Source organism: Pantoea sp. RIT-PI-b (assembly GCF_001187905.1).
GTDB classification, from domain to species: Bacteria; Pseudomonadota; Gammaproteobacteria; order Enterobacterales; family Enterobacteriaceae; genus Pantoea; species Pantoea nemavictus.
Genome location: NZ_LGIS01000033.1, coordinates 424,495 through 438,336, shown reverse-complemented (window position 1 = coordinate 438,336; position 13,842 = coordinate 424,495). Strand labels below are relative to the sequence as shown.

The 13,842-nt window shown below is 55.6% G+C and carries 13 protein-coding genes; 7 read left to right on the top strand and 6 right to left on the bottom strand.

The genetic code is table 11. The features are described 5' to 3' along the window. Genes AC790_RS22820 through AC790_RS22810 form a run of 3 tightly spaced genes read left to right on the top strand, consistent with a single transcriptional unit; the run spans position 1 to position 2,966 of the window. Complete coding sequence (locus AC790_RS22820) at positions 1–1,080, top strand: phosphotriesterase (protein ID WP_049853324.1); 1,080 nt, start codon at positions 1–3, stop codon at positions 1,078–1,080. Positions 1,081–1,092: 12 nt separating this feature from the next. Beyond that, positions 1,093–1,848: a glutamine amidotransferase gene (locus AC790_RS22815; protein WP_049853323.1), complete on the top strand. Its 756-nt coding sequence runs from the start codon at positions 1,093–1,095 to the stop codon at positions 1,846–1,848. Next, positions 1,848–2,966: a M20 family metallopeptidase gene (locus tag AC790_RS22810; protein ID WP_049853322.1), complete on the top strand. Its 1,119-nt coding sequence runs from the start codon at positions 1,848–1,850 to the stop codon at positions 2,964–2,966. The genes AC790_RS22815 and AC790_RS22810 overlap by 1 nt, the downstream gene beginning before the upstream one ends. A 36-nt stretch (positions 2,967–3,002) precedes the next feature. On the opposite strand, the gene fhuE is transcribed toward AC790_RS22810, so the two are convergent. After that, positions 3,003–5,198, bottom strand: coding sequence for a ferric-rhodotorulic acid/ferric-coprogen receptor FhuE (gene fhuE / locus AC790_RS22805; RefSeq protein ID WP_049853321.1), 2,196 nt, complete (start codon positions 5,196–5,198; stop codon positions 3,003–3,005). 575 nt (positions 5,199–5,773) lie between these two features. Between fhuE and AC790_RS22800 the strand changes: the two genes are divergently transcribed. Beyond that, positions 5,774–6,175 carry an H-NS family nucleoid-associated regulatory protein gene (locus AC790_RS22800; protein ID WP_049853320.1) on the top strand — a complete coding sequence of 134 codons (402 nt, stop codon included), beginning with the start codon at positions 5,774–5,776 and terminating at the stop codon, positions 6,173–6,175. 135 nt (positions 6,176–6,310) lie between these two features. Here the strand turns inward: AC790_RS22800 and AC790_RS22795 are convergent, their stop codons facing one another. Genes AC790_RS22795 through AC790_RS22785 form a run of 3 tightly spaced genes read right to left on the bottom strand, consistent with a single transcriptional unit; the run spans position 6,311 to position 9,937 of the window. Further along, entirely contained in the window at positions 6,311–7,510 is a 1,200-nt protein-coding gene (locus AC790_RS22795) for an aminotransferase class I/II-fold pyridoxal phosphate-dependent enzyme (protein WP_049853319.1), read from the bottom strand. A 19-nt stretch (positions 7,511–7,529) separates the two neighbouring features. Next, complete coding sequence (locus AC790_RS22790) at positions 7,530–8,834, bottom strand: LLM class flavin-dependent oxidoreductase (protein ID WP_049853318.1); 1,305 nt, start codon at positions 8,832–8,834, stop codon at positions 7,530–7,532. A gap of 32 nt (positions 8,835–8,866) precedes the next feature. Then, positions 8,867–9,937 (bottom strand): iron-containing alcohol dehydrogenase family protein, encoded by a 1,071-nt coding sequence (locus AC790_RS22785; RefSeq protein ID WP_049853317.1) that lies wholly within the window; start codon positions 9,935–9,937, stop codon positions 8,867–8,869. A gap of 341 nt (positions 9,938–10,278) precedes the next feature. Between AC790_RS22785 and AC790_RS22780 the strand changes: the two genes are divergently transcribed. Genes AC790_RS22780 through AC790_RS22770 form a run of 3 tightly spaced genes read left to right on the top strand, consistent with a single transcriptional unit; the run spans position 10,279 to position 13,285 of the window. Beyond that, the gene (locus AC790_RS22780) at positions 10,279–10,824 is read left to right on the top strand and encodes a GNAT family N-acetyltransferase (RefSeq protein WP_049853316.1); all 546 of its coding nucleotides are present in this window, start codon (positions 10,279–10,281) and stop codon (positions 10,822–10,824) included. Beyond that, positions 10,821–11,972, top strand: coding sequence for an amidohydrolase (locus AC790_RS22775; protein ID WP_049853315.1), 1,152 nt, complete (start codon positions 10,821–10,823; stop codon positions 11,970–11,972). Before AC790_RS22780 ends, AC790_RS22775 begins: the two co-directional genes overlap by 4 nt. Further along, positions 11,972–13,285, top strand: coding sequence for an MmgE/PrpD family protein (locus AC790_RS22770; RefSeq protein ID WP_049853314.1), 1,314 nt, complete (start codon positions 11,972–11,974; stop codon positions 13,283–13,285). Before AC790_RS22775 ends, AC790_RS22770 begins: the two co-directional genes overlap by 1 nt. Here AC790_RS22770 and AC790_RS22765 read toward each other — a convergent pair. Beyond that, positions 13,282–13,506, bottom strand: a complete 225-nt coding sequence (locus tag AC790_RS22765) for a hypothetical protein (RefSeq protein WP_007890034.1) — start codon at positions 13,504–13,506, stop codon at positions 13,282–13,284. The two genes, AC790_RS22770 and AC790_RS22765, sit on opposite strands and share 4 nt — an antisense overlap. A gap of 115 nt (positions 13,507–13,621) precedes the next feature. After that, the gene (locus AC790_RS25275; RefSeq protein WP_007894066.1) at positions 13,622–13,747 is read right to left on the bottom strand and encodes a hypothetical protein; all 126 of its coding nucleotides are present in this window, start codon (positions 13,745–13,747) and stop codon (positions 13,622–13,624) included. Between the last annotated feature and the right edge of the window lie 95 nt (positions 13,748–13,842).

Below are 13,842 nucleotides of genomic sequence, written 5' to 3'. Positions count from 1 at the left end.
ATGAAAGGATCGATTTTCCGTCATGCGGATCCGTTACCGCTTGGCGTTACCAGTGGCTACGTGATGACGGTGTTAGGACCGCTACCGCTGGCCGAGATGGGCGTGACCTTGATGCACGAACATATTCTGCTCGATGCGTCCGGTAAATGGGTGCCGCCCTGCTGTTGCAGCGATCGGCATATCGCCGAGATGCCAGTCAAGATGGAGAACCTCGGCGAACTCAACATGAACCCGTTGATGAGCCGCGATAACTGCCAACTGTTTGACGTCGATCTGGCGATTGAAGAGTTGATGAAGTACCGCGCGCTGGGCGGAGAAACCATCGTCGATCCCACCAATATCGGCATTGGCCGCGATCCGAAAGGTTTGCAACGCATCGCACGCTTAACCGGCCTCAACATTGTCATGGGCACCGGGCTTTATCTTGAGCCGTCACATCCCGAATGGGTGAAAAGCATCAGCGTTGAACAGCTCAGCGAGAATTTGATCTTTGACCTCGGTGGCGCAGCGGAAAAACCGGAGGTGATTGCCGGACTGATTGGTGAGATCGGCATCTCCAGCCGCTTTACCGCCGATGAAGAGAAGTCGTTGCGCGCGGCCGGACGCGCCAGTGCCGCAACCGGCGTGCCGATTCAGGTGCATCTTCCGGGTTGGGAGCGCTTAGGACATAAGGTGCTGGATATTTTGCAGCAGGAAGGCGCCGACCTGCGTCATACCGTGCTGTGCCATATGAACCCCAGCTTTGCCGATAAAACCTATCAGCGTGAACTGGCCGATCGCGGCGTGTTTCTCGAATATGACATGATCGGCATGAGTTATTACTACGCCGATGAATCCGTGCAATCGCCTTCCGATGAAGAGAACGCGCGCGCCATCTGCGAATTGATCGACGACGGCTACATCCAGCAGATTTTGCTGTCGCAGGATGTGTTCCTGAAAACCATGCTGACGCGTTTTGGTGGCCACGGCTATGGCTACATCCTCAAACATTTTGTCCCGCGCCTGAAACGTCACGGCGTCAGCGGCGAACAACTCGAAACCTTAATGATTGCTAACCCGCAGCGCGTATTTGGTGGGTAAAAGGAAAATATCATGCAGAAGAACGTGTTACTGGTGGGCGAATCCTGGACCAGCACCTCGAACCATATTAAAGGCTTTGACCAGTTTGCCACCGCTACCTGGCACACTGGCGCCAGCGACTTTATGGCGGCATTAAAGGATAGCGATTACGCCGTCACGCATATGCCAGCGCATGCCGCCGCCACCGATTTCCCGCTCACGCTTGAAGGGCTGCAGCAGTGGGATGTGATTATTCTGTCGGATATTGGTGCCAATACGCTGTTGCTGCATCCCGATACCTGGCTAAAAAGCCGGCGCACCGCCAACCGCTTGACGTTGATTCATGATTACGTGGCCGCAGGCGGCAGCCTGATGATGATTGGGGGCTATTTCAGTTTTCAGGGCATCAATGGCGGCGCGCGCTTTCGTAACACGCTGGTGGAAAAAGTTCTGCCGGTGCGCTGCCTCGCCTGGGATGACCGCATTGAAACGCCGGAAGGCTCGACGCTGGAGCTGACGCAATCGCACGCGATTTTTAACCACATATCCGGCGAGTGGCCGTGGATGCTGGGCTATAACGAAGTTGAAATGCAGCCCGAAGGCACGCTGCTGGCGACCGTCGCGGGTACCACGCATCCTCTATTAGCGGTGCGTGAATATCAAAAAGGTCGCTCGCTGGTGTGGACCAGCGATATGTCGGCGCACTGGCTGCCGGAGGAATTTACCCAATGGCCGGGCTATCGCCAGCTGTGGATTAACTGCTTTGACTGGCTCACGGAGCGCGCCTGATGCGCCCCGCTTCGCTGGAACTTGCGCAGCAATTGCTCGGCTTTGACACCATTAATCCGCCGGGTAACGAAGCGGCCTGCATGACATTTTTTGCCGCGTGGCTAAGTGAGCAGGGTTTTGAGGTGCAGCTGTCATCGTTTGGTGAAGGCCGCAGCAACATCGTGGCGCAGCTGCGCGGCCAAACGCCAGGCAAACCGCTGGCGTTTACCGGACATCTGGACACTGTGCCGCTCGGCAATCAGCCGTGGCAGCATAATCCTTTTGGTTCTGAGATTTGTGAAGACCGGCTTTATGGGCGCGGTTCGAGCGATATGAAAGCGGCAATAGCGGCCTTTGCCCTCGCCTGTGTTCAGCACCAGGAGGCAATTTGTGCCGGGCGCGGCGTGGTGCTGATGATTACCGGCGGCGAAGAGACCGGCTGCAATGGCGCGCAGGCGCTGATTGAGGCGGGATCGTTGCCGGAGATCGGCGCGCTAATCGTGGGCGAACCCACCGCTAATTACCCGGTGATTGGCCATAAAGGCGCGTTGTGGCTGCGCTGTGAGACGCGCGGAAAAACCGCCCATGGCGCGATGCCGGAGCTGGGGATTAACGCCATCTATCTCGCCGCCGATGCGCTCGGTAAGATCCGCCACTTTTCTCCCGGCGCGCCACATCCGTTGATGAAGCAGCCGACGCTCAATGTCGGGCGGATTCAGGGCGGCTTGAATATCAATTCGGTACCGGACCGCACGGCTTTTGATGTCGATATCCGCAGCGCGCCGAATCTGCAGCACGCGACGATTCGCCAGCAGCTGAGCGAGTTATTGGGCGAAGCGGTGCATATCACCACCCTGGTTGATCTGCCTGCGGTGCTGAGTTGCGAAGAGAATCGCTGGATTCAGTCGATCTATGGGTTGTGTCAGGCGTTTTTCGACCAGCCTCTCGAAGCGCGCGTGGTGCCCTACTTCACCGATGCGTCGTTGCTGCTGCCCGCGCTGGGTAATCCGCCGTGTATCATTTTAGGTCCGGGCGAACCAACAATGGCACATCAAACCGATGAGTATTGTTTGGTGAGTAAATTGGGGGAAGCCGAGCAGCTGTATGGACAGATTATTGCAGAATGGATGAGGTTTTAAGGAAGGTCGCCATGAATGGCGACCCTACAAAAAACATCAGAAACGATAGGTCGCGGAGACGGAGAAGTTACGTGGATCGCCGTAAACGATGCCGCCGTTACTCACGTTGGTGTCGTACTCTTTGTCGAACAGGTTGTTGATATTTGCCTGCAGCGAGACGTTTTTGGTTACGTCGTAGCGTGCGAACAGATCCACCACCGTGTAGCTGCCCTGACGTGCACGCCAGGTACCGTTGCCGTCTGGTCCGCCGATATCGCCGTAGGTTTTCGACTGCCAGGTTGCACCGCCGCCCAAGGTCAGCTGATCCAGCATCGGCAAGCGATAGCTGGTGAACAGATTGAATGAGGTGCGCGGCAGATTGGAGTTGTAACGATCGCCATTCGCATCTTCCGCCACATAGCTGGTACCACCGAAGGTCATTTGTAAGTTATCGGTGACTGCGCCGTTCACTTCGAACTCTACGCCACGACTCACAACGCCTTTTTTACCAACATAAATCGCATTGCCGGTTTCAGGGTTAGTTTGACCGGTTGCTTCACCCACGTTATCCAGCTCGGTACGGAACACCGAAACAGAGGTGGTCAGGCGGCTGTTAAACCAGTCTGATTTCACGCCCGCTTCGTAATTCTTGCCAATCACCGGCGCCAGGTAAGCACCTGAAGCATCCTGATAATCCTGCGGCTGGAATACCGAGGTGTAGCTGGCATACGCTGACCAGTTGTCATAGAAGTCCCAGATCACGCCACCATAAGGTGTGATGTTGTTCTTCTCCATCTCGGCATTCAGCGTCTGACGATTCCAGTTGGTATAGCGTGCACCGAGAATCACATGTAGCGGATCGGCCAGTGAAATGCGCGTAGCCAGATAGGCAGATTTCTGGCGCACCAGCTGGGTATCTGATGCCGGTTCACGTGGATTCCAGTTGGACTCTGGATAATCGCCGTTGTAGTCGTTGAAGTTACCCAACTGCTCTGAGGAGATGTTCTCCCACGAACTAAAGTACTTATTGTCCTGACGGCTGTAGTTAACGCCGATCATCAACTCATGTTGACGGCCCAACAATTCGTAAGGGCCGCTGGCGAACGCATCCACCGCATCCACTTTACGCTTGCCGGTGTTGTAACCCGTACCGCCGATCACCGGATAGCCGGCGTAAGAAGAGGATCCCGCACCGGTGGTTTTATCGAAGAAGCCATCGATATACAGCTGTTTACTGTCGAGGAACATTTCGTTGTGCGTGCCGTTAAGCGTGATGTTCCAGCCGTTATCGAAGTTCTGCTGCAGGTTAACAAAGACTTTTTTGTTCTCTTTGTTGTTGTAAGCCCAATCCGGCGCGGTGTTATAACCACGGCGCAACTTGGTTTGTGAACCGTCGGTATACCAACGCGGTGAGCCGCCCCACATGGGCGAATCGGTATTGACCTGAGAGAACTCATAGCCGACGGACAACTTGGTGGCATCGGTCAGATCAGCATCGACCACGCCGTAGACGAACTTCTTGTCTGCGCCGTAACGTTCAATAAAGCTGTTTTTGTCTTCATAGCCCGCCACCAGGCGTCCACGCACGTTACCTTCTGGCGACAGCGGCGCAGAGAGATCCGCAACGTAACGCTGCTTATTCCAGCTGCCGTAGCTGGCAGAGACGCTACCGGTGAACTCTTTGCTATCAGCGTGCTTACGCACCATGTTGATTGAGGCTGAGGGATTGCCCGGTCCGGTCAGTAAACCGGTGGCGCCGCGTACCACTTCAACGCGCTCATACAGCGCCATATCGCTCTGCGCATCGCCGAGGTTCCAGCGCGAAGCGAAGGCAGTGGGAATACCATCGGTCATATAGTTGTCGATGATAAAACCGCGCGAAAAGTAGTTGGTGCGATCCATATCGGAAGAGACGCCGTGGATGCCGGTGGTATTGGCCAGCACATCATTCAGCGACTGCAGCTGCTGGTCTTCCATGCGCTGCTTGCTAACGATCGAAACCGATTGCGGAATATCGCGCGCGGTGAGCGCCATTTTGGTACCGGCGCGCGTTACTGGCACGCTGTAGTCTTTTGCCGCCTGCTCTTGCTGGTCGGCATTGGCGCTGGCGTCAACGTTCAGCGTTTGTTCTGTGGGCGTGGTTTCAGCTGCTTGCGCGATACCTGACGCAACCAACATAGCCAGTAAAGAGAGACGCAGCGCGCGCTGTGGAGCACTGCCCGGGTTCCTGACGCGCAAATCTTCGCAAGACATACGATTCCTCGATCAACTTATCATTATTTTTTTGCGGCACCGCTGCTGACGTCTGCAAGAGGAACGACAGTAAGGAAGCCGTTAAGAAAGCAAATGAGAAATATACGCATTAAGATTTCCAATGCAAGAAATTGTTACCGGTTAACTGACACTTTTACACTTATAGAAATGCCTTATTCTTCAACGAGTAATAGTTGAGCAGCGTTATTTTCCGGAATGATTACGTTTGGATTTTTGGCAACTCAGTGAAATTGAAAGGATTCTGGTGAGCGATAAGCTTCCCCGCGGCTTATCGATGCCTACCTTGCAATGCAGAATCGACCTCTATGACGACCAAATCATGCCGCTAGCGTAGATTAAATGCATAATAAATGAGCACTGTTAATTATCTTTATAATCAGCCCGGTCAGTAATAAGCCAAATAAATTGTGTGACCTGCTGCAAATATAAAGAAATTTCTGATCGAATGGATATTTTCCGGACGATTCTGCCCTCGCGTAATTATTTTAATTTGAAAAAAAATCTCGTAGAATGCGCGCTTTGATACTCGTTAAATAAGTAATAAGGATTTATTCATGAGCGATGCACTTAAAGCATTGAACAATCTTCGTACGCTGCGTGCTCAGGCGCGTGAAATAGAGGTAGCAGCATTAGAAGAGATGCTGGAGAAGTTCGCCGTGGTGGTCGCAGAGCGCCGTGAAGAAGCGGCTGCAGAAACCGCAGCTCAGCGCGAAAAAGAAGAAAAACTGGCGCTGTATAAAGAGATGCTGATGAAAGACGGCATCGATATTAATGACCTTGCGCAATTAAATCAGCCGGAAACCAAACCTAAAGCGAAACGCGCACCGCGTCCAGCCAAGTATAAATTCATCGATGAGCAGGGTAACGAGAAATTGTGGACCGGTCAGGGCCGCACGCCATCGCCAATTAAAGCCGCACTGGATGCAGGCGGTTCATTGGATGATTTTCTGATCTGATTTAATAAGGTGGATATCACTATCCACCTTATTTTTTTGTTTAGCATCGCGGTGCGCTTTTACGCGTTTTTTTAACAGCAGCGCTGTTTATTTAAAGAGCGCGATAAATCGCGCCGCTACAATATCTGCACGTTGCTATTTTAGAACGGCACACGCCTGGGCAATTCTTCGCCCTGCCTCACGCACCGTATCAATATCGGTAGCAATCGACAGGCGGAAATATGGCGATAAGCCGTATGCACTTCCGGCAACGCCAGATACGCCGCTTTCCAAAAGATAATTCATCACATCCTGTTCGCTCTCAATTTTCTGACCGTCAGGACGCGTTTTGCCCAGCAAACCGGCACAGCGGCAGAAAATAAAGAAGGCTCCGTCAGGATTGAGCACTTCAATCTCCGGTACCGGCTGCAGCAACGCCATAATCGCGTCGCGACGATCCTGATAAGCCGTGTGCTGCGGCGGCAGGAAATCGAGTCCGCCATTGAATGCAGCAACCGCAGCGGCCTGGCTGATGGCGCTGGCACCCGAGCTGTTTTGCGACTGCACCACCACCATCGCGTCAATCAACGCTTTTGGCCCGGCACCGAAGCCAATGCGCCAGCCGGTCATCGCGTAGGTTTTCGACACGCCACCCACCAGTAAAATACGATCCGCCAGATCGGGCGCGACGTGCAGCAGGCTGACATGTTCACGGCTATCAAACAGAATGTGTTCGTACAGCTCATCCAACATGATCAACACATCAGGGTGATCGCGCAGCACCGCCGCCAGTGCGATCAGCTCCTCGGCGCTGTACACCATGCCGGAAGGATTGCCCGGATTGTTTAATACCAGCCAGCGCGTTTTGTCGCCGATCGCCTGCGCCAGCTGCTGCGGTTGCAGCTTATACTCCTGTTCCAGCGCGCACTCCAGCAGCACGGCTTCTCCGCCGTTAAAACGCACGCTATCTGGGAAGGTCGGCCAATACGGCACCGGCACAATCACCTCATCGCCATCATTCAGCGTGGCGGCAAAAGCATTGAAAATGATCTGCTTGGCACCATTGGCGATACAAATCTGCCCCAGCTCATAATCAAGCTGATTTTCACGCTTCAGCTTAGCTAACACCGCGTTACGCAGCGGCGTGGTGCCGTTGGTCGGCGTGTAGCGCGTTTCACCGGCTTCCATCGCCGCGACCGCCGCCTGACGAATATGCGGCGGGGTATCAAAATCGGGTTCACCGGTGGTGAGATCGAGAATATCGACGCCCTGCTCTTTCAACTGGCGCGTCAGTTGGCGCGCCGCCGCATTGGCAGAGAGCGACACGGACTGCACACGCTTAGATAAGGTGACCATGTTGTGCTCCTGAAGGGGATTAAACCACCACCGGCAAGCCGAGGTTTTCGCGCAGCGTGGCGAACTCATAATCGTCACGGAACAGGCCACGACGACGCAGTTCCGGAATCACCAGTTCAACAAACAGATCCAGCTGCTCAGACATAATGGCTGGCATGATGTTGAAACCATCTGCGCCGCCCTCTTTCAGCCACAGCTCGAAATCATCGGCGATATCTTCGGCGGTACCGACAATCACGCGATGCCCGCGTGAACCCGCAGCCACAGCGGCCAGCTCGCGCAACGTTAGATTTTCGCGCTTCGCCATATCGGTCATCAATTTGACGCGGCTCTGGTTACCTTCACCCAGCGGCACTTCCGGCACCGGGCCATCCAGCGGATATTGGCTGAGGTCCATGCTGAAGCGCAGCGACAGCTGACGCAGACCGTTTTCAATATCGACCAGCGTGTTCAGCTCTTTCCACAGCGCTTTGGCTTCTTCGCGCGTGCGTCCCACAATCGGCATGACGCCCGGCATGATAACCACGTGATCCGGATTACGGCCGGCAGCGATCACCTGATCTTTCTGCGAGCGGTAGAAGGTTTGCGCTTCTTCGAGGCTGGCGGCAGCGGTGAAAATCACTTCGGCGGTTTCAGCCGCCAGCTTCTGACCATCGGCTGACGAACCGGCTTCAATGATCACCGGACGCCCCTGCGGTGAACGGGTGATGTTAAGCGGACCCTGCACCTGGAAGTGTTCGCCCTGGTGATTAATCGGCTGAATTTTTTCATCAACGAAGTAGGCGCCGGTCTCTTTGTTTGGCTGCACCGCGCCCTCTTCCCAACCGGCCCACAGCTTGTCCGCCACTTCGAGGAATTCGCGCGCCCGCGCGTAGCGCTCGGCGTGATTCGGCATATCGCTGCGACTAAAGTTACGCGCCACATCGGTAGAGAACGACGTCACCACATTCCACGCGGCGCGGCCGCGGCTGATGTGATCCAGCGAAGAGAAACTGCGCGCCATGGTGAACGGATCGCTAAAGGTGGTGGAGGCGGTTGCCGCCAGACCAATGCGTTTGGTGTTCACTGCCAGCGCCGACAGCAAGGTTAGCGGTTCGAGGCGAGCCATGGTGGACGGCAGGCGGTACATGCTGGTGGCCAGCGCATCACCGACGAAGAACAGATCGAATTTGCCCGCTTCGGCTTTTTTGGCGATGGTGATCAGCCAGTCGATATCGGTGGGATCGCCGAGCTTTTCCGTTAAGCGCCAGCCGCTAACGTGTTGTCCTACCGGTTGTACGAAAAGGCCTAAACAGATGCGGCGTGGTGGTTGTGAATTAGCCATAAATTTGTCCTGGTGAATAAAAAGTAATGCGTTTAAAAGGTGTTCTCGGTCGCCAGCAGCGCCTGCTCCAGCGCATCTGCAGAGATGCGGAAAGGCAGACGTTCTGCGCTGGCCGCCGGGAATTTGATTTGTTCCGCGATGCTGCGGATCGTCGCCGCGCGATCGCCGGTTAACGGCGCCAGCGTTAACGGCATGTCGTAGTCGCGCAACAGCGCCAGCAGCTCGGCATCCGGCACGCCGTCATGTTCAATCAACGATTGCACTAGCAGGCTATAGCCCACTTTCTCGCCGTGCAGCCATGCGTGCAGTTCCGGCTGATGCGTCAGGCGATTGTGGATGGCATGGGCAAAGCCCGGCGTCGGTAACACATCGCGCACGCTGTTTGCCAGACCCGCCAGCACGATATTGGCATCGATGATCTGCACCAGCTCCGGCGTTACTTGCTGCTGTTGATTGGCGGCAACCGCCGCCGCGCCCAGTTGCAGATAGCGATCGAGCGCGCGCTTAGCGGTCATCACTTTAAGGTCCAGCGCCAGATCGTGGGGATTGTGACGCTGATAAGGGTAGAACTCGTAATATTTCGCCAGCGCATCCACGATGCCGGCTTTCAGATACCGCACATCGCTACGCGCAATCACTTCGCTATCCACCAGCACCAGATCGGGCATTTTACCCAGCGGCTGGCTGCGAACGTGTCCGCCCTGCTCGTTGTAAATGATGGCGACCGGCGACCACGCTGCGCAGGTGGCGGCCACGGTAGCAAAGTTGATCACTTTGAGATCGGGCAACTGGCTGCCCACCGCTTTCGCCGCATCCAGCACGCGTCCGCCACCGATGGCAAACAGCAGTTCTACGCCCTGCTGCTGCACATTTTGCTTGAGCGTTTCAATCGCGGCATCGGTGCATTCACCCGGCAGATACTCTATTTCCCAGCGAATAGCGTTGGCCTCAAGGCTCTGCGTTAATTCTGGATTGACCGCCTGCCAGGCGTGAGGAGAAGTAAAGATGCGAATATGTGAGGCATAAGGTTTGATAAATTCACCGGCGCGCGCACGCAATCCGGATTCATGTGCATAAGCACGCGGAGATTTGATCGCTAACACGGCGTCACCCTGATTAAGAATAAGGCTATAACGGATTAAATTAAGATAATTCAGAGGGTTAATACAGAATAGTTATAGCGCTATGTATTTTCTGCATACTACGGTAAATAACGATTTAAGCAATGCAAAACCGGCGATTTCATTTTCACAAATTCGCATTAGCTTAGTTATTTTTCACATATAGCGCGGGTTAGCTTTGCTGGTAATCTGACTAGCCTTGCATGAAAGGGTGATGGCGAGCACATTCCGTAGCGGCGCAATTTATTGCGCAATAAATTGCGCCGCTACGGAATGTGCATGTTGTTTTTCTCCGCCAGCTGGCGGTTTTTCCGGGGATATCTATGTCACTTGAGTTTCGTCAGGTTAGAGAAGACGAGGTGGAAACCTATCAGGCGCTGATGCATGCCGCCTATGCGCCGACGCTGGCGTTGGGCATCAAGTTTGATGCCGCCACGGCCGATCGCGCTAAAACCCTGCGTCATCTGCAAAGTCACGGTGTGTATGCGCTGTATGCCAATGACGTGATGGTCTCATCCGTCACCGTGCGCTATCCATGGGGGCCGCTGCCGGGTCCGTTTGGCCTGCCGCATATCGGCTGGTTTGGTGCGCATCCCGATTATCCCGGACGCCAATATGGCCGTCAGGTGCAGGATCGCCTCGAGCAGGAGATCCTGCTCGGCAAACTGCGCGCCCCCGCCGTTTCGCTCGGCACCGCCACCAGCCATCCATGGCTGATTGAGATGTATAAAAAGCGCGGTTTTCAGCTGATGCACACTACCGATCTCGGCAAAGGCCACATCACGCAATATATGAAGAAAGTACTGGATGAAGCCGCTCATGATGCGTGGTTAACGCGTCAGGCCGCTCAACAAGGAATTAAAGCATGAGCCCACTCCTCGACACCCTCGGCGAACAGCTGATCGCCTTCCGCCATGAATTGCACCGTTTTCCCGAACTCTCCAACGAGGAGTTCGAAACCACCGCACGCATTCGCCAGCAGTTAGAACAACATCACATCCGCGTGCTGGATCTGCCGCTCAAAACCGGCTTAGTCGCTGAGATTGGCCCGGAGCAGGGTCCACTGATCGTGCTGCGCTCCGATATCGATGCGCTGCCGATTGAGGAGCAGTCTGATGTTACCTTCCGCTCTGAACGTCCCGGCGTGATGCACGCCTGCGGCCACGACTTCCACAGTTCGGCGGCGCTGGGCGCGGCTATTTTGCTCAAACAGCAGGAAAGCACGCTGCCGGGCCGCGTACGTATTCTGTTCCAGGCCGCCGAAGAGACCGGCCAAGGCGCACCCGATGTGATTGCGACCGGCGCGCTGGATGATGCGGTGGCGATTTTTGGTATTCACAATGATCCGTCGCTGCCGCCGGGCGTGATTGGCAGCAAAGCCGGTCCGTTAACCGCCGCGGTCGATCGCTTTGATATCAGCATCACCGGCATCGGCAGCCACGCAGCCAAACCGCATCAGGGCAACGATCCGATTGTTATCGCCGCGCAAATTGTCTCCGCTGCGCAGACGCTGATCAGCCGCAATGCGCCATCTGGCGATAACGCGGTGGTGTCAATTACCCAGATTCACAGCGGCAGCACCTGGAACGTGATTCCCGACAGCGCCTGGCTGGAAGGCACGGTGCGCTCCTTCTCGCAACAGACGCGCGAGCGCCTTGAGCAGCGCTTCCGCGAAATTGTGCAAGGCATCGGTGCCGCGTTTGCCGCCGAAGTGAAATTTAACTGGCATGCGGGTCCGCCATCGGTAGTGAATGATGCACACTGGGCAGATTTCGCCCTGCAGCAGGCCAGTGCCAGCGGCTTTGAGGCGCGCGTAGTGGAAGCCAGCCCAATCGGCGAAGACTTCGCGTTTTATCAGCAGCAACTGCCAGGCGCATTTATGATGATTGGCACCGGTGAACCCTACGCGCTACACCATCCGGCATTTCGCATTAACGATGAGGTGCTGCTGCCCACCGCGCGCTACCTCAGCGATTTGGCGCTGGCGGCATTGCGCAGCCTGGAGCACACCCGCTGATGAACCTCACTGCTGCGCTGGCTGAGCGCATTGTTCACAGCCAACCGGACGCCGCCGCTCGCGAGGCGGCGCGTGAAGGCGTGCGTGATTTTCTTGCCGTCAGCTGGCCGGTGCTGCAAGGCCAGGTGCCGGACAGCGGTTTACCGGCGTTACGCAACGTGTATGGCGACGGCAGCGCCCGCTCAACAGCCCTGCTGCTGGGTTATGCCAGCCACGCGCTGGATTACGATGATTTTCATGCCGATTTTCGCGGGCATCCCAGCGTGGTAATTCTGCCAGCGCTGCTCGCCTGGCAGCAGCATCAGCCGACTGAATTGGACGACTTTCTGGATGCTTATGTTATTGGCGTAGAGGTGGCGGGTCGTTTGGGGCTCGCCGTCAGCCAGCAGCACTATGCGCTCGGCAATCACAATACCGCGACGCTCGGCACAGTTGCCGCTGCCGCCGCGCTGGCGCGATTAATCGGGACAGATACTTCTGCGACGGCAACGCTGATTGGCATCGCCACCACCCAGGCCAGCGGTTTACGCGCGCAATTTGGTTCGGCGGTAAAACCGCTGCACGCCGGTTTTGCCGCTGAACGTGCGGTGGCCGCCGCGCAGCTGACGCTGGCAGGTTTTGACGGCAAGCAGGATGGTGTGATTGAAGCCTTTATCTCCGCCACCAGCAATGGTCAGGCACAGCCGGAAAAGCTGATTGATAACTGGGCTGAGCCGTGGCGTATGGTTTCGCCGGGCCTGGAGTTCAAACCCTTTCCCACCTGCGCCGGTACGCACAGCGCAGCCGAAGCGACGCGGATATTGCGTCAGCAGTGGCTGGCAAACGGTCATTCACTGCAAGCGTTGCTGGACAACATCGCTGACATTAGCGTGGCGTTTCCGCCGGGTGGCGATATTGCGGCATCGGTGCGCGTGCCAGCCAACGGCATTGAAGCGCGTTTCAGCCTGGAGTATGTGATTGCCGCGATGTTGATGTACGACGACTTGCGGTTGCAGGATTTTGCTGAGGGCGAGCTTAACCACGCCGTCATGCCGCTGGCGGCTAAAGTACGCCGCACGCCGGATGAGAATGCGCCACCGGATGCGATTAATCCGGCACTGCGCTTTCACCTGGTCACCCTCACCTTGCGCGATGGCTCACAGCTGCAGCAGCGCCGCACAAGACAGCAATCGCTAGCCGATGCGGTAGATGTCACGGGTAAACTGCGGGCAGCACTGCAGCAGGAGATGCCACAACGCCAGCAGCAGTTGCTGCACAGCAGCGCGCTGCGCAACACCGCTGATCTGGCGGCGTTAAGCCAGTTGCTACTTTAGAGCGTTTCTACCGGTTCCAGCGCGTCCTGAATGGCATCGGCCAGATTGGCAATCTCATTGGCAACCGCCTGCAAATCCCATGATGCCTTCGATCCGCTGGCGGAGGTGGAGGCGCTAACCGACTCTTTTGCCACGGCTAACGCCGCTGCCACCGCGACGGTGCGCTTGTGTTGTTCTACAGTTACGCCAATCGGTGGCTGTGTGAAATAGTCGTTGACCATCGTATCTCTCCCTTGGATGTTAAAAATAAAAATGAATTCCTGGAGAGCTATTATGGGGGAAATGTCACAGAGTGCTATCTAAATAGTGAGCCGCCAGCGGCGGCTCTAGCCATTTTCAGATTTTAGGTTGCTGATCTTCGGGAAATTCAGTGTCGCGAGGTAAATCATCATCTTCGTCAGGTAAAGGTTCATCATCGCCTGGCAGGGGAATTACATCATCATCATCTGGACGCTCTGACATAGGTACCTCCATTAACCCGAATTGGGTTATTTAAGTGTAGTAATGCCGTTAAATAGCCCAATGGCATTCTCTTCAATATGTGAGTTAAGCGTAAG